The 22,027-nt window shown below is 27.5% G+C and carries 14 protein-coding genes; 12 read left to right on the top strand and 2 right to left on the bottom strand.

Annotated elements, in window-relative coordinates; all coding sequences use genetic code 11:
• The first annotated feature begins 1 nt into the window (after window position 1).
• The 9 genes from IR152_RS08330 to IR152_RS08290 all read left to right on the top strand — a co-directional run bounded on the left by IR152_RS08330 (window position 2) and on the right by IR152_RS08290 (window position 18,090).
• Window positions 2-832, top strand: a complete 831-nt coding sequence (locus IR152_RS08330; protein ID WP_227451327.1) for a PD-(D/E)XK nuclease family protein — start codon at window positions 2-4, stop codon at window positions 830-832.
• The gene (gene addB / locus IR152_RS08325; protein WP_227451326.1) at window positions 822-4,289 is read left to right on the top strand and encodes a helicase-exonuclease AddAB subunit AddB; all 3,468 of its coding nucleotides are present in this window, start codon (window positions 822-824) and stop codon (window positions 4,287-4,289) included. The genes IR152_RS08330 and addB overlap by 11 nt, the downstream gene beginning before the upstream one ends.
• Window positions 4,289-8,113, top strand: coding sequence for a helicase-exonuclease AddAB subunit AddA (gene addA / locus IR152_RS08320; RefSeq protein ID WP_227451325.1), 3,825 nt, complete (start codon window positions 4,289-4,291; stop codon window positions 8,111-8,113). Before addB ends, addA begins: the two co-directional genes overlap by 1 nt.
• A 44-nt stretch (window positions 8,114-8,157) precedes the next feature.
• Window positions 8,158-9,369: an exonuclease SbcCD subunit D gene (locus tag IR152_RS08315; RefSeq protein WP_227451324.1), complete on the top strand. Its 1,212-nt coding sequence runs from the start codon at window positions 8,158-8,160 to the stop codon at window positions 9,367-9,369.
• A complete protein-coding gene (locus tag IR152_RS08310; protein ID WP_227451323.1) occupies window positions 9,356-12,883 on the top strand; it encodes an AAA family ATPase in 3,528 nt (1,175 codons plus the stop codon). The genes IR152_RS08315 and IR152_RS08310 overlap by 14 nt, the downstream gene beginning before the upstream one ends.
• A gap of 130 nt (window positions 12,884-13,013) precedes the next feature.
• Window positions 13,014-14,267, top strand: a complete 1,254-nt coding sequence (locus IR152_RS08305) for an HlyC/CorC family transporter (RefSeq protein WP_227451322.1) — start codon at window positions 13,014-13,016, stop codon at window positions 14,265-14,267.
• Between the two features lie 147 nt (window positions 14,268-14,414).
• Window positions 14,415-15,467, top strand: coding sequence for a sporulation integral membrane protein YtvI (gene ytvI, locus IR152_RS08300; protein WP_227451321.1), 1,053 nt, complete (start codon window positions 14,415-14,417; stop codon window positions 15,465-15,467).
• Window positions 15,468-15,555: 88 nt separating this feature from the next.
• Window positions 15,556-16,782, top strand: a complete 1,227-nt coding sequence (gene pepT / locus IR152_RS08295) for a peptidase T (protein WP_227451319.1) — start codon at window positions 15,556-15,558, stop codon at window positions 16,780-16,782.
• 255 nt (window positions 16,783-17,037) lie between these two features.
• Window positions 17,038-18,090, top strand: coding sequence for a cell wall-binding repeat-containing protein (locus IR152_RS08290; RefSeq protein ID WP_227451318.1), 1,053 nt, complete (start codon window positions 17,038-17,040; stop codon window positions 18,088-18,090).
• Window positions 18,091-18,303: 213 nt separating this feature from the next.
• Here the strand turns inward: IR152_RS08290 and yfcE are convergent, their stop codons facing one another.
• Window positions 18,304-18,873 carry a phosphodiesterase gene (yfcE, locus tag IR152_RS08285; RefSeq protein WP_227451317.1) on the bottom strand — a complete coding sequence of 190 codons (570 nt, stop codon included), beginning with the start codon at window positions 18,871-18,873 and terminating at the stop codon, window positions 18,304-18,306.
• Window positions 18,874-18,897: 24 nt separating this feature from the next.
• On the bottom strand, window positions 18,898-19,698 hold the full coding sequence (locus IR152_RS08280) for an NAD(+)/NADH kinase (RefSeq protein WP_227451316.1): 801 nt from the start codon (window positions 19,696-19,698) through the stop codon (window positions 18,898-18,900).
• A 137-nt stretch (window positions 19,699-19,835) separates the two neighbouring features.
• Here IR152_RS08280 and IR152_RS08275 point away from each other — a divergent pair, with 137 nt between their 5' ends.
• From IR152_RS08275 to IR152_RS08265, 3 genes are read left to right on the top strand one after another with little or no spacing between them, the layout of a single operon-like run.
• Complete coding sequence (locus IR152_RS08275; RefSeq protein WP_227451333.1) at window positions 19,836-20,696, top strand: ABC transporter ATP-binding protein; 861 nt, start codon at window positions 19,836-19,838, stop codon at window positions 20,694-20,696.
• Window positions 20,696-21,382 carry an ABC-2 transporter permease gene (locus IR152_RS08270; RefSeq protein WP_227451314.1) on the top strand — a complete coding sequence of 229 codons (687 nt, stop codon included), beginning with the start codon at window positions 20,696-20,698 and terminating at the stop codon, window positions 21,380-21,382. The genes IR152_RS08275 and IR152_RS08270 overlap by 1 nt, the downstream gene beginning before the upstream one ends.
• Before the next feature lie 51 nt (window positions 21,383-21,433).
• Complete coding sequence (locus IR152_RS08265; protein WP_227451313.1) at window positions 21,434-21,976, top strand: hypothetical protein; 543 nt, start codon at window positions 21,434-21,436, stop codon at window positions 21,974-21,976.
• Window positions 21,977-22,027: the final 51 nt, after the last annotated feature.

The raw sequence follows: 22,027 nt of genomic DNA, 5'->3' as shown, positions 1-22,027 counted from the left end.
AGTGAATGATAGATTAAAATATTTTTCTTACAGTCAAAATTCAATCAACACATATAAATCATGTCCATTGAAATTTAAATATAAATATATTGATAGAATAAATTGGAAAAGTGATGATACTGATAATAGAGAATATTACGAAAGTTTAAAAACTGGAAGAGACTTTCATTTAATTTGTGAAAGATATTTTAGCAATATACCTCTTGGAATCTATTTTAATGAGGATGATAAAAATGGTAAAAAATTTTTAAAGTGGATTGAAAATATAAAAAAAATTGTTCCTATTGAAGAAGAAAAAATATATCTACCAGAATATGAAGTAAGGATGACTTTAAATGGAGATACAATACAAGCAAAGTATGATTTAGTTGTAATTGGAAAAAAAAGTATAGAGATATGGGATTGGAAAACTGAGTCTAAAAAGATTGACTATAAAAATGTAGAAAATAGAATACAAACAATTGTTTATATGTTTTTAGCAAAAGAAGTAATACCGAAAGTTTTAAAAATAGACGTAAATGTTAAAGATATAAATATGAGATATTATCAGCCTGAATTTGATGATTTACCAATTACCATTTTATATAATGCACAAAAACATGAAGCAAATAAAAGTAAAATTCAAAACTATATAAGCATGATAAAGAATACTAATTATGAGGAACATACATACGAAGACAATCTATACAATGATATAGAAAAGGTATATAATAAAGAAGAACGTATGTGCTATAGAAATAAAAAGCATTGCGAGTATTGTGAATTTAATAAGTTATGTAATGGTAAAGAAATAGATTATAGTATTTTGGAGGCGGAAATTTATGGGACTTAGGTTTATATTAGGTAGAAGTGGAAGTGGAAAATCCACCTATATGTTAGATGAGATTAAAAAAGAAGCTCAAAAAAATGAAACGACATCAATTATACTTTTAGTTCCAGAACAGTACACATTTGAGGCTGAAAATAGGGTAAGTAAACTATTTTTAGGAAAAGAAAAGGATAAGTATTTGAGAGTTAGGGTGCTTAGTTTTAAAACACTGAGTAATATAGTTTTTTCTCAAGCAGGAGGATTGACAGATGTAAATATAAATTCTAGTGGAAAAGCAATGATGGTATATAGGGCTATTGAAGATGTAAGTGAAGAATTAAATGTATTTTCAAAATCAAAATCGCAATCTGGTTTTGTAAGCTCAATTACAGATATGATATCAGAAATGAAACAGTATAATATAAGCCCTGAGATGTTAGAAAATATATCTGGTGAGATAGATAATGAAACTTTAAGTTTAAAATTAAAAGATATAAGTAAAATATATAACTCTTTTGAAGGGAAATTGCATGAAAATTATGTAGACGCTCAAGACATGTTAACTTCATTGGCAAATAAAATTGAATTAAGCAGTTATTTAGATGGAGCTTGTATTTATATAGATGAATTTATAGGTTTTACACCAAATCAGTACAATGTCTTAAATAGTATATTAAGTAAATGTAAAAGTGTTAATATTTCTTTGACTGTAGATGATGTTAACTATATTGGGTATAGTAAAGCTGATGTATTTTCTAGAACGAAATTTACTTATTCAAAATTGACTCAATTGTGCAACGAAGAAGGAATAAAAATACTGCCACAAGTAAATTTAAATACAGGTGTTATAAAAAGATTTGAAGAAGTTAAGGAACTACAGCACCTAGAAAGATTTTATAATGCTTATCCATATAAGATATATTCAAATCCAACTGAAAATATAAAGATAAAAGAGTTTAATAACTTATATTCAGAGGTAGAAGAAATAGCCAGAGAAATTACACATTTAGTTAGAGATAAGAATGTCAGATATAGAGATATAACTATTGCTACAAGAGATTTAAATAGATATGATTTTTTAGTACACTCTATATTTAATGAATATAATATACCAAACTTTATAGATAAGAAGAGAGAGGCAAAAAGTAATCCAATAGTTATTTTAATTATTTCAGCTTTAGAAATGAAGAATAGACGATATGGGTATGAAACTATGTTTAGGTATTTAAAAAGTGGGCTTATAGGAATTGATAACGATGATATAAATTTACTAGAAAATTATGTGTTGGCTAATGGGATTAAGGGTAAGAAATGGTTTGATGAAAAATGGGATTATAGAATAACACAAAGTCTTTCAAGTGAAGAAAGTGAATTTGAACTTGAATTAAAAGCTAGAATAAATGAAATAAAAAATAGAGTATTAGAGCCTATAGTAACTTTACAAGAAAAATTAAAAGGAAAAAATAGAGTAAAAGAAATCTGTAGGTATATATATGAATTTTTATTAGATATAAATATGCCGGAAACTATAGAAAGTTTAATAGTAAATTTTAAGGATAAAGGTGAATTTGATGTTGCAAACCAGTACTCACAAGTTTGGGACATAGTAGTGGACATCTTAGACCAAATGGTAGAACTTATGGGTAATGAAATAATTTCTTTAGAAAAATTTATAAAATTAATAACTTTAGGTTTTGATGAGTACGAATTAGGATTAGTTCCTCCTAGTATAGACCAGGTACTTGTAAGTAGTGTGGATAGAATGAAAAATCCAGATACCAAATATTTATACCTAATTGGAACTACTGATGGTGTATTTCCTCTGATTACAAAGGACAGTGGAATATTGAGTGATAATGATAGGGAAAGTCTTGGAAGCAAAGGAATCGAAGTAGATATTGATAGTAAGACTAGAAGCTTTGAAGAACAGTTTCTTGTATATAAAGCTCTTACTTCAACATCTAAGAATTTAATCATAACATATCCAATATCGGACCATGAGGGTAAAACACTTAGACCATCAATAATTATATCAAGGCTTAAGAAGATATTTCCAAATATAGAAAATAAAAGTTATTTAGTAGAAGAAAATAAGAGTACTGATGAAGATATACTTAAAAAAATAACAGTTAAATCACCTACATTTAATGAACTTATAAGTGTAATAAAAAATTATGACAATGATAGTTACAATAAAGAAGATATTAATAGTATTTGGTTAGATATATATAGATACTACCTAAAGGATGAAATGTATAGTTCTATAACAAAAAAAGTTATAAAAGGTCTTAGTTATACTAATCAAGTTCATAAGATTGAAGAGAAAAAAATAAGGTCATTGTATAAAAGTAATTCTCTTAGTATATCTAGGCTTGAAAAATATGCTGAATGTCCATTTGCTTATTTTATACAATATGGTCTAAAAGCAAGAAAACGTAAAGAGTATTCATTTACACCACCAGATTTAGGAACTTTTATTCACAATATTTTAGATAGGTTTTCAAAAGAACTTTCACAAGATAATTTATCTTGGAGAGATATTGATGAAAAATATATAGAATCAAAGATAGGTATAATAGTTGACGAAATAATTTTAAAGATACCAGGATATATATTAAACAGTTCCGAGAGGTATAAATATCTTGCATATAGATTAAAGAATATGTTGACAACTGCTATAACTATAATTAGCCAGCAAATAAAACAAGGCTCATTTGAACCAATAGACTATGAAGTTAAATTTGGCAACAATGGAAAATATCCTCCTATAAAAATAGTATTGGAAAATGGACAAGAAGTAAATTTGGTTGGACAAATAGATAGAGTTGATGAATTTGAAGAAGGAGAAAATAAATATATAAGAATAGTAGATTATAAGTCAGGCAATAAATCCATAAGTTTAACAGAAATATATTATGGTCTACAATTACAATTACTTGTGTATTTAGATGCAATCCTTGAAAGCGTAAAAGGTGAAGATATAAATATAAATCCAGCTGCAATACTATATTGTAGAATAAATAATCCAATAGCAAAATTTAACGAAGATAAAGATGATGAAGAAATACAAGAAGCAATATTAAAAGAACTTAGAATGAAGGGGCTTGTAGTAAAAGACTCTCACATAATAAAAGAGATGGATAAATCATTAATAGATGGAGAAAGAAAAAACTCTTTAGTAATACCAGTAGGTCTTACTAAGGATGGAAATGTAGGTAAAAGTACTTCAGCAATAACCTATGAAGACTTTAAATTACTTAGAAAATATGTAAAGCACGCTATAAAGGATTTATGTGAAGAAATGTTAAGTGGAGAAATACGTATAGCTCCATATAAACATAAAGATGGGACATCATGTGACTTTTGTGATTACTCTGCTATATGCCAATTTGATTCAACTATGAAAGACAATAAATATAAAAATTTAAATAATAAGAGCAATGAAGAGATAATAAAGATGATGAAAGGAGATGTTAATTAATGAGTTCTCCTAAATGGACAAAAGAGCAACTAGAGGTCATAGAAAGTAGAGAATGCAACCTTTTGGTTGCAGCTGCTGCTGGTTCAGGGAAAACAGCAGTGCTAGTTGAGCGTATAATTCAAATGATAACGAGTAGAGAAAATCCAATTGATATAGATAAGTTATTGGTCGTTACATTTACTAATGCCGCTGCATCAGAGATGAGAGAGAGAATAGGGGATGCTATAGGAAAAGCCTTAGATGAAAATCCAGAAAATAAACATTTACAAAATCAACTTGTTTTATTAAATAAATCTAGTATTACAACAATACACTCATTCTGTTTGGATGTTATAAAATCAAACTTTCATAGAATAAACTTAGACCCTAATTTCAGAATAGGAGACCAAACTGAATGTGCTATTTTGAAACAAGAAGCAATAGAGGAAGTATTTGAAGCTTTATATGAAGAAAGAGATGAGGGATTTTTAAATTTAGTTGAAAGTTATGCGGAAAGAGGAGGAGATAAAGAAGTACAAGATATTATCTTGGGAATATATTCATTTGCAATGGCTTCTCCTGAACCAAAAAAATGGTTGATTAATTCAGCAGAAAGGTTTAATATTGACGAAAATTTTGATTTTTCACAGTCTATTTGGGCTAGAGCTATACTGGATACTGTAAAAATAGAAATTAATGGTCTTTGTCTAAACATGGAAAAGGCATTAAAAGAAGTGGAATCAATAGAAGAATTAGAAACTTTTACAGAAAAGTTAGCTGTTGAGTATAAAAAAATAGTCGATATTTCACAAGCTTGTAATAAATCTTGGAATGAGACATATAAAAAGATGGCAAGTATGTCCTTTGAAAATTATGCAAAAGGAGTAAAAAGAATTCCAAAAGATGCTCCTTCGTATATAAAAGAATCAAAGGAAAAGGCAAAAACTATAAGAGATAAGACTAAGAAATCTTTAGAAAGTATAGTAAATGCTACATTCAATAAAGATAATGACTCTATTAGAGAAGAAATAAAATATCTTTATAATATAGTTAAGCCCATATCTAATATTGTACTGAGATTTGAAGAGGAATATAGTAATAAGAAAAGAGAAAAAGGAATAATAGATTTTAATGATATAGAGCATTTTGCCTTAAATATACTCACAAATGTAGATGAAAAAGGTAATATTGTACCTTCTGATATAGCAGTGGGATATAGAAACAAGTTTTATGAAATATTTATAGATGAATATCAAGATAGTAATCTAGTGCAGGAAGTACTGCTTAAAGCTGTAGCTAATACAGAAATTCCAAATAGATTTATGGTTGGTGATGTAAAGCAGAGTATATATAGATTTAGACAAGCAAAGCCAGAATTATTTTTAAAAAAATACAATAACTATAATGATAAAAAGGGAAGTTCCCATAGAAAAATAATGCTTTATAAAAACTTTAGAAGTAGAGAAGAAGTTGTAGATGCTGTAAATTATATATTTGAAAATATAATGAATGAGAATATAGGAGAAATTGAATATACAGAAAAAGAAAGGCTCAATTTAGGTGCAGATTTTAAGATGGATACAGACGAGAAATCTATTGTTGGTGGAGCAACAGAAATACACCTAATACAAAAAGATAATAAACCTGAAGATGATATTATAAATAATAAAGATGATAGTACTAATAATGAAGAAGATGAACTAGAAGAAGAAAAATTAGATAATATACAACTTGAGGCTAGAATGGTTGGAAAGATTATCAAAGATTTAATGAAAGTTAATGAAGATGGAAAAATTCAAAAGGTCTATGATAAGGGAATAGATGCATATAGACCTGTAGAATTTAGAGATATAGTGATTCTTTTAAGAGCTACATCTGCATGGGCTCCAGTGTTTGCAGATGAGTTGATGAATATGGACATACCGACGTACGCTGATGTTGGAGTGGGATATTTTGATACAATTGAAATAAAAACAATATTGTCATTACTTCAGATAATAGATAATCCAATGCAAGATATACCTCTTATATCTGTATTAAAATCGCCTATATTTGGATTTACACCAGAGGATTTGATTGATATTAGAATTCAGAGTAAAAATAAAACTTTTTATGAGGTTTTACAAAGTACATCAGAGTACGACGAGTTTACAGATTCTCAAAATGAAAATGGGTCTGAGTTTATACCAAGTAAAGAGTGCATAAATAAAAGTAAAGATTTTTTAATTAAGTTAAAGGAATTTAAAGAAAAATCAATGTACATGAGTACAGATGAATTTATATGGTATTTGTACACAAGAACTGGATATTATGCTTATGTCGGAGCATTGCCAGGTGGAAGTCAAAGACAAGCTAATTTAAAAGTGTTGTTTGAGAGAGCAAAACAATTTGAAGAGACTAGTTTTAAAGGAATATTCAACTTTGTAAATTTTATAGAGAAGTTAAAGAAATCTAGTTCTGATATGGGAAGTGCAAAAACACTTGGTGAAAATGCAAATGTTGTTAGAATAATGAGTATTCATAAAAGTAAAGGACTAGAATTTCCAGTAGTTATATGTTCTGCAATGGGTAAAAATTTCAATACCCAAGATTTTAAAAAGAGTATTTTATATCATCACAATTTAGGGTATGGACCTCAGTTTGTAGATTATGAGAGAAGAATTTCTTTTCCAAGTATAGCCAAAGAAGCATTAAAAAGCAAAATAAATATAGAAAATTTATCAGAAGAGATGAGAGTTTTATACGTTGCATTTACAAGAGCTAAAGAAAAATTGATTATAACAGGTTCTACTAGAAATATACAAGATAGTATAAAGAGATGGTCAAATGGAATTGAAAGTTTAAATACAATATCGCAATATGAGATATTAAAAGGTAAAAATTTTTTAGATTGGATAATGCCTTGTGTATTAAAACATAAGGATTTATCTAACTTATTAGAAGAAGTAGGATTAGATGCAGTTTTTAGTGTTGACCATAATTCAAAATGGTATGGAAAACTATGGAATAAGAACGATATTTTAGTAGAAAAGAAGAATGATGAAGAAAAAGAAAGTATTGAAGAAATTCTTGAAAAAATAGATGTAGATAGTCCTGACAGTGATTATTACAATGAAATAGAAGCAAAATTAAACTACATGTATCCATATGAATTTAGCACAAAAAAACCTGCTACTATATCTGTTACAGAAATAAAAAAGATACAAAATAATTATGAGGAAGAGTTAATAAATACTATATTTGAACAAAAAGTAATATTAAAAAAACCTCTATTCATTCAAAATGAAGAAGAAAGAGAAAAAATGAATGGAGCAGAAAGAGGTACAATAGTCCATTTAGTTATGGAGGTTTTAGACTTAAAAAAAGTGAGTAGTGTAAATGATATAAAATCACAAATAAAAGGTTTTGTTTCAAAAGGTATAATAACAGAAAAGCAAGCTAGTATAGTAAATCCATATAAAATATATAAGTTTTTTGCCTCTAGCATAGGAAAAAGAATGTTGAATGCTGAACTTATAAATAGAGAAAAATCAATTTATGCACAAGTGAATTTGAAAGACATCTATGTTTATGAAAAACTTATAAAAAATGATGATAAAAAACTTTATGATAAAGAAAGTGTCATGTTAAGAGGTATAGTTGATGCTTATTTTGAAGAAGATAATCAAATAGTTTTGGTAGATTATAAAACAGACTTTGTAAATGAAGAAAATATAAATCAAATAATAGAGAAATATAAAAAACAGTTGGATTTATATGCAGATGTTATTGAAACTTTAACTGGGAAGTCAGTGAAAGAGAAATGTATATATTTATTTGGAGTTGACGAGGCTGTTTGTTATTAGCTTTTTTATATAAATTAAGTATAAAGATAGAGGAAGGGGAAAAGATGAGATTTATTCATACATCAGATTGGCATCTAGGGAAATCCCTAGAGGGCCACTCTAGAATTGAAGAACAGGCAAAGTTTTGTGAAGAATTTATAAAAATAGTAGAGTCAAATGAAATAGATATGGTTATAATTGCTGGGGATATATATGATACTTCTAATCCTCCAGCACAAGCAGAAAAACTGTTTTATCAAACTGTATCAAGACTTGCTAATAATGGTAAGAGGTGTGTATTGATAATCTCAGGAAATCATGATAATCCAGAGAGACTTTCTGCAATAACACCTCTAGCACATGAACAGGGTATACTTATATTTGGTTATCCATTAAGTGCTACAACAGAAGCTAAGTATAAAGGATTTGAAATAACATATGCAACACAAGGATGCACAGCACTAAATATAAATGGAGAAAGTGTTGTAATTGCTACATTACCTTATCCAAGTGAAAAAAGGTTAAATGAAGTTTTTTCAAGTGAAGATGATTTGGAAAAACAAAAAAATTATTCTGAAAAAGTAGGAGATATATTTAGAAGATTAGAAGAAAATTTTAGAAGTGATACTATAAATATAGCCGTATCACATATATTTGTAATAGGTGGAGAGAGTACTGAATCAGAAAGACCTATACAGCTAGGTGGAAGTTTTTTGGTTGAAAGAAAAGACTTGCCAGAAAAGGCTCAATATACTGCATTAGGTCATTTACACAAACAACAGAAAGCTTCTGAACGTTTAAATGCATACTATTCTGGTTCTCCACTTCAATATAGCAAGGATGAAAGAGCATATACTAAGGGTGCATACATAGTGGATATAAAGGTTGGTGAAAAACCAATAATTGAGGAAGTATATTTTAATAATTATAAACCTATAGAAGTATTTAAATGCAATGGAATAGAAGAAGCACTAGATATATGTGAAAAAAATCAAGATAGAGATGTTTGGTCATACTTTGAAATAAATACTGATGAGATAATATCACAGAATGAAATTAAAAAAATGAAGGAACTATTAAAAGACATAATAGAAATAAAACCAATAATAACATCTTGTTATGAACAAGAAAGTGTAGATATAAAAGAAAAGTCTATGGCAGAGTTATTTAAAGAGTTTTATTCTTTTAGCAAAGGTGTAGAGCCAAAAGGAGAACTTATGGATTTATTTCTAGATATAATAAGTGAAGAAGGTGAATCAGCAGATGAGACCAATTAGATTAGAACTTACAGGGCTTAATAGCTATATTGATAAACAAGTTATAGACTTTGAAAAACTAATTGAAAGAGGTTTGTTTGGGATATTTGGAACTACTGGAAGTGGAAAATCTACAATCTTAGATGCCATAACCATTGCTATGTATGGAAATATATCCAGAAATACTAAAGAATATATAAATAGTGTGTGTGATAAGGCAATTATATCATATGAGTTTGAGATAGGGAGTAAAAACACTAGAAGAAGATACATTGTAGATAGAACTATTGCTAGAAGTAAAACAGGAACAAAGACTTCTAATGCTAGATTAATAGAAATATTGAATGACAATACTAAAAATGTTTTGGCTGATAAAGTTGTAGAAGTAAATGAAAAAGTGGCTCAGGTTGTAGGATTAACAGCAAATGATTTTACTAGGTCAGTAGTTTTACCACAGGACAAATTTAATGAGTTTCTAAGATTGTCACGTGCAGATAGAAGAGATATGTTAGAGAGAATTTTCAATCTTGAGAAATATGGAAGAAGTCTTGGAGAAAAAGTGAAAAAGAGAAAAAATCTACAATTACAAAATTTAAAAGATTTGAAATCAAAATTAAGTCAATATGATGGGATTACAGAGGAAATATACAACAGTATAAATCAAGAATTAATAGCGTTAAAAAAATTAGAAAAAGAAAAGAATAATGCTTTAGACTTAGCTCAGAAATCTTACGAAGAGAGTAAAGCAGTATATGAAGAGCAATTAAAATTAGAGAAAAATGAACTTAGAAAAAATGAACTTAATTTAAAAAGTAGTGAGATAAAAGAAAAGATTGCTCTTGTAGAAAATGATGGTAATGCGAGAAAGGTAGACCCGTACATAAGTTCAGTTCAAAATCTAGAAAAAAAGATAAATGAAGATAGCTTTACAGTAGGTAATTTAGAAAAGAAATTAGTGATATTAAATCAGGAACTTGAAGTTATAAAAAATAGATATGAAAAAATAAGCAAAATTAAGAATGAAGAAGTTCCTAAATTGAGTGAAGAAAAAATAAGGTTACAACAAGCAATAAAATTAGAAGAAGAGTTAGTTTTATTAGATAAAGAGTTAAAAGAGTTAAAAGAAAGTGGGATTAATTTAAATAAAAATAAAGTGGAATTAGAAAAAGTAAAGCAAGAGTCGGAGTCCAGAAAAGATGCAGTTAATAAGTCTATAAAAGAAGTTGAAGGAAAAATTGATAAAGTAAATATAAGTGCAGAATTAAAACAAAAAATATTTTTAGCATATGAATATGAGAAAGATTACAATAATGTATTAGAAGAGAAAAATCAAAAGATAAATAAACTAGAAGAAATACTCAAAAAGACAGAAGATATAAATTTAAAAGTTAGATATATTGATAAAGATAAAAATGATATAAATCGCAGTCTAGAAAATTTATCTCTTCACTTGGATGTTCTTCTTAAAAAATGTCCTGGTAAGAGTGCAGATTTACTTTTAAAATCTGAATATGTGACTGAATTAAGAAATAAAGCAAATAATACCAAAGAAAATGAAATTAAGAAAAGTAGTATACAAGATGAATTAAAGATAATACTTGAAAGTAAGTTTAATACTGAAAGGGAAATAAATTTACTAAATGAAAAACTTGAAAATAATAGAAAGAATAGAGAAGACCTAGAAAAAGAGTTAGAAGAACTAAAGTATTTAAATTTAGCTTCTGAACTTAGACGTGAATTAAAAGAAAATATGCCTTGTCCAGTTTGTGGGTCAAAACATCATGAAAATCATAATATAACTAAATATGATGAAAATATAGACTTTGTCAAAGAGAAACTGGAAAAATTAGAAAAAGAAAAAATAAGTATAAGAAACAATATAGAGGAACTAAATGCTAAAGTAAGTGGATATTTATCTATAGAAAAAATGAAGACTAAAGAACTTGAAGATGTAAAGGGAAAACTAGGGAATTTTACATCTAGCCAATTATTAAAAAAACTTGATGATGAACAGAGAAAACTTGATTTGTTGAAGTTTAATATTCAAGAGTGGGAGAAAGAGAAAGAGAATACCGAAAATAAGGTAACATTGGCTAAAGAAGAAAAAAATAGAATTGAAAAAGAAGAATTAAAAATAAAAGAGAGTTTGAACAACTATAAGAAATTAACAAGAGATTTAAATACAGAGATAGAAGACTTAGAACATAAATGTAAAAAACTTAAACAGGAGTATATAGGATTAAAGACGATTACTAAAGTTTCTAATCTATTTTCAAAAGTAAAGGAAATAAGAGAGAATGAAAAAGAATTAGAATTACTAAGTACTGGGCATTCAAATTTATTAAAAAATAGAGACTCATTGGACATTAAAATAAGAGAGAATGAAAGTAAGCTACATGAAATAGAGATAGGGTTAATAAAGGCTAGAGAATTATATGTAGAAAAAAAATTGAGCAGAGATAATAAGTATAAAGAAGTTATTGACATAACAAAGGGTGATTTAGCTAAAAATCTTTTACATAATGTTGAAGAAAATATATGTAAGATATTAGAACAAGAAGAATTGAGTAAGAAAAAATTGGAAGAGCAAAGATTAGAATATGAAAAAAACATTGCCGAAAAGCATAATATAGATGGTAGGCTTAAAACTGCTAAGGAACAATATAAAGAACAAAAATCAACTCTAAATAGACTATTGGCAGAAAATAAATTTGAAAGCATATATACAGTAAAAAGAGCTTTATTAGATGTTGATGAAGTAAAAAATTTGGTTGAAGAGATATCAGAGCATGAAGAAGAACAAAAGCTATTATCATTTAAAATAAAGTCATCAAAAGAAAAATTAAATGGAAGAACTATAAAGAAGGAGTACTTTGAACAATTAAAAGATGAGATTTATAATTTGAAAGTAGAAATAGGCAATATATCCAAAGATATTGGAGCTAATCAAAATCAGCTCATAACATTAAAAGACTCTTTAGATAAGATAAATGATTTTAATAAAGAACTCAAAGTAGTTGAACACAATGTGGACTTATTGGAAGAATTAGATAAATGTGTACAAGGAAATAAATTTGTAGAATATGTTTCTACAAACCAATTAAAATATATAGCGTTGGAAGCATCAAAAAGGTTAGATGGAATAACAAAAGGAAGATATGCACTTGAAATTGACTCAACACTAAATTTTGTAATGAGAGATAACTTTAATGGGGGAGAAAGAAGAAGCATTGATACTCTATCTGGTGGAGAGACATTCTTAACATCTCTATCACTAGCACTTGCTCTTTCATCTCAAATACAACTAAAGGGAAGTGCACCACTAGAATTCTTCTTTTTAGATGAAGGTTTTGGTTCATTAGATAGTGAACTTTTAGAAATTGTTATAGAATCATTGGAAAGATTGCATAGTAATAATCTAAGTGTGGGCATAATAAGTCATGTCGAGGAACTTAAAAATAGAGTTCCTGTTAAGCTATTAGTTTCATCTAGTGAGGCTGGAATAGGCTCAAAAGTAAAAATTGAATATAGTTAGAAAATATATGTTAATTGAATATATTATCTAATATTTCCAAAAAATATGTAATTGTGATATAATAAAAACTAATATTAAAGTTATTTATAATTAATATTAATATAAAAACATGTAAGTAGGAGTGTGGTAAGTGTTGGAATCGCCCAATAATTTGATTCAGATTATATTTTTAATAGTATTACTTATGGGGTCTGCATTTTTCTCAGCATCTGAAACGGCTTTAATGTCGTTGAGTAAAATCAGAATCAGATATATGCAAGATGAAGGAGTTAAAGGAGCTAAGTTAGTAAGTTCATTAATAGAAAATCCAAATAAACTTTTAAGTTCTATATTGGTTGGAAATAACGTCGTAAATATAGCAGCAACATCCATATCAACATCTTTGTTTATAGGATTAATGGGAGAAAAAGGAGTGGCACTTGCTACAGCTGTTATGACAGTATTAGTATTAATATTTGGTGAGATTACTCCAAAGACAATAGCAGCAAATAATTCAGAAAAGGTTTCTCTATTAGTATCCAAGCCTATAAAAGCAATTATATTTATATTGAGACCAATAGTATGGATATTTAATATAATCACAAATATTATATTTAAATTATTTGGTATAACAAATAAAGGAGCTAAATCATTCATAACTGAAGAAGAACTAAAAACTATGGTAAATGTAAGTCATGAAGAAGGCGTCCTTGAGATGGAAGAAAGAGAAATAATAAACAATGTTTTTGAATTTGGAGATATGCAAGCTAAAAATGCAATGGTACAAAGAATAGATATGGTAGCCATAGATATGGAAGATAGTTACGATGAGATAATACAGGTATTTAAAACTGAAAAATTAAGTAGAATGCCTGTGTATGAAGAAACTATAGATGATATTGTAGGGATACTTAATATAAAAGATATCATATTTTTATCTGATGAAGAAATAGAGTCATTTGATATTAAAAACTATATGAGAGAGCCTTTTTTCACATATGAGTTCAAAAAAATAACACAACTTCTTGAAGAGATGAAGCTTGAGAAAAGTCAGATGGCCATAGTTGTGGACGAGTATGGTGGTACATCTGGACTTCTAACTATAGAAGACTTAGTAGAGGTAATTGTTGGAGATATAGAAGATGAATATGATGAAGAAGATGATGAGATACAAGTTATAAAGGAAGATGAGTATATTGTAGATGGAAGTACTAAAATTGGTGATGTTAATGAACTTATTGGTGTAAATTTAGAATCTGAGGAGTTTGATTCCATAGGAGGATTTATAATTGGACACCTAAGCAGATTGCCAGAAGAGAATGAAGTAATTGAAGTCGATAATATAAGATTTTGTATAGAAAGTATAGAAAAAAATAGAATTAAAAAAATAAGAATATATACATAATGTAATAATGTTCTTAATTTATTAGGAGTGCATGAATATAAAAGTTAGCTTTTATATTCATGCACTTATTTTTATTTTATGTTCAAATAAAACTAGTATGAAATGGACAAAATAAAAATATAAATTAGAAGAAAGGAGATTTTTAAGATGAATATACTAGAAAATAATTTTTTATACAAATTAAAAAACAACACTATCTTTTTTTGTATATATACATTGTTATTCATTTTTATTTACAAAGCTTTTCCATACATAGCTCCATTTTTTCTAGGTGGTATAATAGCACTTATGATTAATCCTATATCGCAAAAATTAGAAAATAAATTTCATATAAACAAAGGTATATCTACGCTCGTTCTAAGTTTTCTTGCAGTGGCTATAGTTAGTACAGTTACTACAATAATAGTAATAAATTCAGTAAAAGAATTAATGGGATTTTTAAATAATATATCTACTAATCCTGAGGATATAAGCAATACTATTATGTATTTCTTAAATAAAATAAACGACTTTATGAAATCATTTCAAGAACTAGCCAATTTTGATATAGAACAATTAGTAAATAAATTCAGTGGTGAGGTAATGCAAATTACAAAAAATCTTCTTACTAGTATACTTGGACTGGCTACTTCTATTCCATATATTATAATATTTATAATTACTTTGTTTATTGCTACATATTTTATAGCAAAAGACCTAGATAAGATTGAAAATAGTTTTTATAGTATGTTTACTGTTGATATCAGAAAGAAGGTAAAAAATGTAAAAAAAGAGGCAGGTCTTTCACTTGTTGGATATGTAAGAGCTTATACAATACTCATGGCTATAACATTTTTTGTAATCTGGGGAAGTTTTGCTTTATTTGGATTGAAATACGGTCTAATAGTAGGATTTGTAGGAGCTTTAATGGATTTAATTCCATTTCTAGGGATAATAACAATATATCTTCCAATAATTGTTTACTATTTTCTTATAAAAAATTATTTTATAGCTATAAGTATGACTATAATATTTTTTGTCTTATCTTTGGTTAGAGAAATACTTGAGCCTAAACTAGTATCAGTAAATGTTGGACTGAATCCATTAGCTACACTAGCTGCGATTTTTATTGGAATCCAAGTAAAAGGAATAATTGGAGTAATTTTTTGTTTGGGTTTGGTATGTATGCATGATATACTTAAGAAGGTGGATATTTTTTAATTATAATAATTGAGAGATTTTTTTAATAAAATTTTATTCAGTTATAAATAAAAATTTTCATTAATATTATAAGAAAGAGGGGATATATATGAAACAAAAAGTAGTAGAAAGATTTTTAAAATACGTATCATTTGATACAACATCTAATTCTCAGTGTGAAAATTGTCCATCTTCAGAAGGTCAAAGAGTTTTAGCTGAGTATATAGTTGAAGAGCTAAAAACAATTGGTGTTGATGATGTGAGTTTAGATGAAAATAGTTATATAATGGCTACTTTAAAGGGAAATACTGATGGTGTGGATACTATAGGATTCATATCACATTTAGATACAATTGAAGATGTTAGTGGAAAAGATATCAAACCAAGAATAATAGAAAATTATGATGGAAAAGACATAGTTTTAAATGAAGAGTTAAATGTTGTTACGTATGTAAACGATTCTCCTGAGTTAGTAGAATTTAAAGGTGACGATTTAATAGTTACTGATGGAACAACTCTACTTGGCTCTGATGATAAAGCTGGTATAGCTGAGATAGTAACTGCAATAGAATACCTGATAAATCATCCAGAAATCAAGCATGGAGATATAAAAATAGGATTTACACCAGATGAAGAAATTGGTAGAGGTGCTGATTTATTTGATGTTGAAAAATTTGGAGCAAAATATGCGTATACTTTAGATGGAGGAATAGTTGGAGAACTTGAATGTGAAAATTTCAATGCAGCAAATGCAACTATTACTATACATGGTAGAAATGTTCATCCAGGTTCAGCTAAAAATAAAATGGTAAATGCTATACATATAGCTGCTGAAATATCAGAAATGTTCCCAGCAGATGAGAGACCAGAAACAACAGAAGGATATGAAGGATTTTGGCATCTAAATTCTATAGGTGGAAATGTTGAGAATGTAAGTATGGCTTATATTATTAGAGACCATTGTAGAGAAAAATTTGAACAGAGAAAATCTATTATGATAGAAAATATAGAAAAAATAAATAAGAAATATGATAATAGAGTGGAATTGGATTTAAAAGATTCTTATTACAATATGAAAGAAAAGATTGAGCCAGTTATGTTTATAGTTGATATAGCTAAGGAAGCTATGGAGGAATTAGATATAAAACCACGTTTAGTTCCTGTAAGAGGTGGTACTGATGGAGCAAGATTATCTTTTAATGGATTACCTTGTCCAAATATCTTTACTGGTGGATTAAACTTCCATGGAAAAAATGAGTGTATACCAGTTAGCTCTATGGAGAAAGCTACTAAATTAATTGTAAGAATAGCTGAAAAATATGCTGAAAGAGTTTAGTTAAAAAGTATTCAAAAATTAAGTATTTAAAGTTATAATAGCTATATCATTCTTTATAAGTCAGGCTTATTATAAGCTTGTATTGTATTTGAATTGGTATAGCTATTTTTATAAAAGATAATTATTAGGGTATCAATAAGAAATATAGATATCAATAGGTTTTTTAGCAAATTTAAATACATTAAAAACATTTAATTCGTATCAATAAGAAATATGGATATCAATAGGTATTAACATTTAAAAGGGGGAATTGTATTGAAAATTAAATCTAAAAAAATAATTGCATTTGTACTTTCATTTGGGATTGTAATGCCGAATTGTGTATATGCAGATATTACTAGTAAAAATCAAAATGTACAGGTAGATATGAATTATTATCTCAAAAATAGAAAAGCTCTAAAGGAAGAAACGTTGATTGGTGAAGATAGATTTGATACAGCCATAAAAATATCTCAAAGTGGATGGAATCATGGTTCAGAAAGGGTATTTTTAGTTAACTCAAATTCATTGCCAGATGCATTGGCTTCAACTCCTTTGGCAAGTAAGTTGGATGCACCAATACTACTTACCAATAAAAATAGTATACCAGAGAGTGTAATAGATGAAATAAAAAGGCTTAATCCAGCGGAAGTTATTTTAATTGGAAGCGAAGGAGCTATTTCATCAAGTGTAAAAGAATCTCTTGAAGATATAGGAGTATTAGTTAGTAGAATTGGTGGAGCAGATAGAGAAGAGACATCTTTACTTCTTACTAAGCAGTTAGATGACACTGGTGATTTAGGTGTCTCAAAAGTAGCAGTGGTTAATGGATATAATGGTCTAGCAGATGCAACTTCAATATCAAGCCCAGCAGCAAGTGATAATACAGCTATAATATATACAGGCAAAGATAGTATAAGAAGTGAGGCAAAGAATTTTATTACACAAAACTCAACTGAGACATACATAGTAGGTGGAGAATATAGTATAAGTAAAAAACTTGAAGGACAATTAATAAATTCAGAAAGACTAGCAGGAACAGATAGAAAAGATACTAACGCTAAAGTTTTAGAAAAGTTTTATGGGAAGTCAAGTAAGGTTAATAATATGTATTTTGCAAAAGATGGAAGTGGTAGAGAAGCTGATTTAGTTGATGGGCTTGCTACTGGAGTATTAGCATCAAAAACAAAGTCTCCTGTAGTCCTTGCAAGTGGAAGTTTAAGTAATGCACAGAAAAGTTTTATAAAAAAAGTAAAGGCTGATAAATTTGTACAAGTTGGTGGAGGTAAGAACAGTAAACCATATACAGAAGCATTAGCATTACAGTAACATTGTAAATCAATATTAATATACAATAAAAACAAGTAAACTAAGTTATATTTCAATATAGTATATAATAAAAACAAGTAAACTAAGTTATATTTAATTAGAAGTTTAAGGTATTATCTTTAAATTTCTAATTGAAGTAGAAATAACATAGTTTACTTGTTTTTTATTATGAATTTAACAGATTAAGTTTACTTTATTGTTGTTGAAAATGTATTATTCATTAATATTTATTATATTTCCAGTATTGATGTCAATTAAGTTGATATCAAGTTCAAGCTCATCTTCATCATCAGTTTTTATGATATCTATAATTGCGACAGAATGGGTTCCATCTTTTGGGATAGAAGTACTTCCTGGATTTATTACTATTAAACTATCATCCATGTATAGCTTTTTTACATGAGTATGTCCTAAAACTAATATGTCAGCACCCATTTTCTTTGCTTTGTCAATAATTTCTTCTTCTGATTCTGTATAACCATGATTCAATATAATTCTAATTTCACCAAATTGGCTCATTACATAAGGGCTTTGAATAGGATGCTCTATAACCATCTGGTCAACATCTGCATCGCAGTTACCTTTTACAATCACAATGTTTTCTAATTTATTTAATGTCTCAATAAATTTTTTAGGATTATATCCTTCTGGAATATCATTTCTAGGGCCATGATATAATACATCCCCACCATGTAATAGAACATCACAATCAGATAATACATTTAACGCTTTTTCAAAGTAAAGTAAACTACCATGAGTATCACTCATTATTCCTATTTTCATATTAAAAATCCTCCTAAGTACAGTCTATAAAAATTTTTCAGATACTCTATGCCAAAATTCGTAGTTTGACATCCTAAGTAATTTTATTTTTGCATCAGATATGCTAACTTTTATATTTTCAATTTGTCTAAATCTGTGCTCAACTCCATCAACGACAATCAATACAGAATCTTCAAATCTATATTCTGGTGCAATTTTTATAACAGATTCATTTGAACATATTATGCTTGATGTAAAGCACCTATATGCGTTGGTATTTATTGGATGTAAAGGTGTAATCTGCATAAGTTCAAGATTTATATCAACAATACTACCTCCAGCAGAATAGTTGTAGGCGGTTGAACCTGTAGAAGTAGAAATAATCATACCATCTCCACTAAAATTTTGTATATGTTTATCATCAAGGCTTAAATTTAGATGTATAGTCCTAGACTTGTCTCCTCTTATAACAACCTCATTTACAGCAAGCATGTTGGAGCCACTAGTAGTTGTATATACTTCAGCATTAAGAAGTGACATTTCTTGAATAATATAGTCTTTCTTTATATAAGCTTCAATAAATCTATCAATCTTATTTGGTAAAATATCAGGAAAAAAACCCAGATGACCTGTATTTATTCCCATTATAGGAATCTCAGTAAAATCGAAATCTCTAACTGTTCTTAAAAAAGAGCCATCACCACCAATTGATATAATGAGTTCTGTGTCTGGATAAATATCTGAATACACTTCAAAGCCAGCATTGATAAGTTTTTTAGTTAAGAGTTCTTTAGTCTCAAGGGACTTATTTAATTGGTTTGTATTTATAGTTATAATTCTTTTCATATATTCACCTCTTCATACTTTGTATTATAACATAGTTTTATAATTCTTAATTTATAAATTTATAAATGACCTGGCTTGTAGCGAATGTGTTAAAATATGTATAGGTGGGTATAAAAAAATGCATAAGAGGTGAAGATGTGTTTAAGGTAAGGAATATCACAAAGAAATTAGGAAAATTCAAGTTAAGTAATCTAAACCTAGAGTTAAAGGAAGGGGATATTGCTGGGATTATAGGACCAAATGGTTCTGGAAAGACGACTTTAATAAAAATTATAATGGGGATTATTGATGCAGATGAAGGCGAAATTGAACTTTGTAATGAAACTATTGAAAATTCTCCAATAAGTTTTAAAAATAATATTGGTTTTGTATATGATTCTTTACAATTTTATCCACATTTAAAGGTTAAGGAATTTAGAAAAATAGTGTCTTTATTTTATAAGAATTTTGATAGAAAAATATTTGATGAATACCTTAATAAGTTTGATATAGAGGAAAATATGCATATTAAAGATTTATCTAAAGGTCAATCTGAGAAACTTATGTTGTCAATTGCACTTAGTCATGATGCTAAGTTATTGATTTTGGATGAACCAACTGCTGGGATAGACCCCATTGTAAGAACTGAAATAATGCAGTATTTACAAGACTTTGTGAAAAATGGAAAGAGCAGTGTAATAATTTCTACTCATAATACTGATAATCTAATTAAAATTGCTGATTATCTTGTTTTTATAAATAGAGGAAATCAGATTTTTACGGTTAAGAAAGAATTAATAGAACAAGAATATAAACTAATTAGAGCAAATAAAGCAGAATTAGAAACAATTAAAGAAAACATAGTTGGTGTGAAAGAGTATAAATATTATAATGAGGCACTTGTTAAAGTTGGAAGTAGCTTGAAAGTAAAAAGCCTGTTAATAGAAATTGATAAGCATAAGGTCAAAAATCCTACTATAGAAGAACTAATGTATTATTATGTAAATGAGGTGAAATAATGTTCAATTTAATAAGGAAAGATTTAATAATAGGGATTAGTTCAGATGGTATCCGTAATTTAAAGTACATATTGCTATTTTTTGTGTTTTATTTTTTCCTTAATTCAATTTCATATTATACAGTAAGCGTTGTTGTGAGTTATTTAATATTTATAAATACATTTGAGTGTGATTATGAAAATGATTCAAGGATTTTTATAAGGAGTATGCCAGTTAGTATAGAAGACATAGTTTATTCAAAATATTTATTAGGTGCAGGGCTAATAATTTCTGTAACAACATTTGTGTCTTTAGTGAGTAAATTGACATCACTAGTATTCTTTAGGAATATGGTTTTAAATGATGTATTTTTTTCTGTAAATATATTTTTAGCAATTTTGGCAATCTTACTTCCTTTAATTTTTAAATTTGGATATGGAAAAATAAAAGTTTGTGGTCTCATAGTAAGTATTTTAATTTATTTTGTATATGGAAGTCTTTTAAAGACGATTAGCATGGCTGTATATCAAGTAAAGCATTTTAATTATAGTAAAATTGGAGGAGTATATCTTTCAAATTATGTAACTGATATGGCTAATACTAAATATATAAATTTATACAGTATGACATTTTTAACAATAATAATTTTTATAATATCTATGTATTTTTCTATTAGGATTTCAAAAAAGAATAAGTTTAATTATTAAAATTTTAATTAATATTATAGCACAATAGCACAAAATATAAGGAGACTAGAAATGAATAAGTTTATAAAAGTTTCATTTTTTATTTTGGGGATTTTTACACTATTCATAGCTATAAATAAATTAGTATATAGAGATATGGTAAGTGTCAAAGATTATGAAATAAATCATTTAGAGGAAATTGTTTTTGATTTTGATAGCAGAAGAAGTGGGGATATTGGTACTATTGTAAGGTTTAAAATAAGCAATAATAGTAAATATAGTTATAAGTTAAACAGTGCTAAAATGAAGTTTGAAAATTGTATAGAAAATAAAAAAGGAATAAACGAATGTTCTTCATATGTAAATATAGATTTATTTAATGAAAAAAATTCTATAACTGAAAAAACTCTAAAATATGGGATAAAACCAAACAATCAAGGTTATGTTGATTTTGTAATTCCAAAGGGATTAAATTTTGATTATAGATACTTTAATGAGTCTGGTATGAGTGTTGAATATAAAGGAGAATATGTTGTCTATATTCCAATGGTAAAAGGCTTGTATTTGGTAGTTGGAAAAAATAATGATGTATGGAGTGCTGATATTATGAACTGATTTGAAAAAATTGAAAAACAAATCAATCATAGATATAATTAAATAATATGA

The sequence above is a fragment of the Clostridioides sp. ES-S-0108-01 genome (assembly GCF_020662285.1).
In the GTDB taxonomy this organism is placed as follows: Bacteria; Bacillota; Clostridia; order Peptostreptococcales; family Peptostreptococcaceae; genus Clostridioides.
This window is presented reverse-complemented; position numbering and strand designations above follow the sequence as displayed.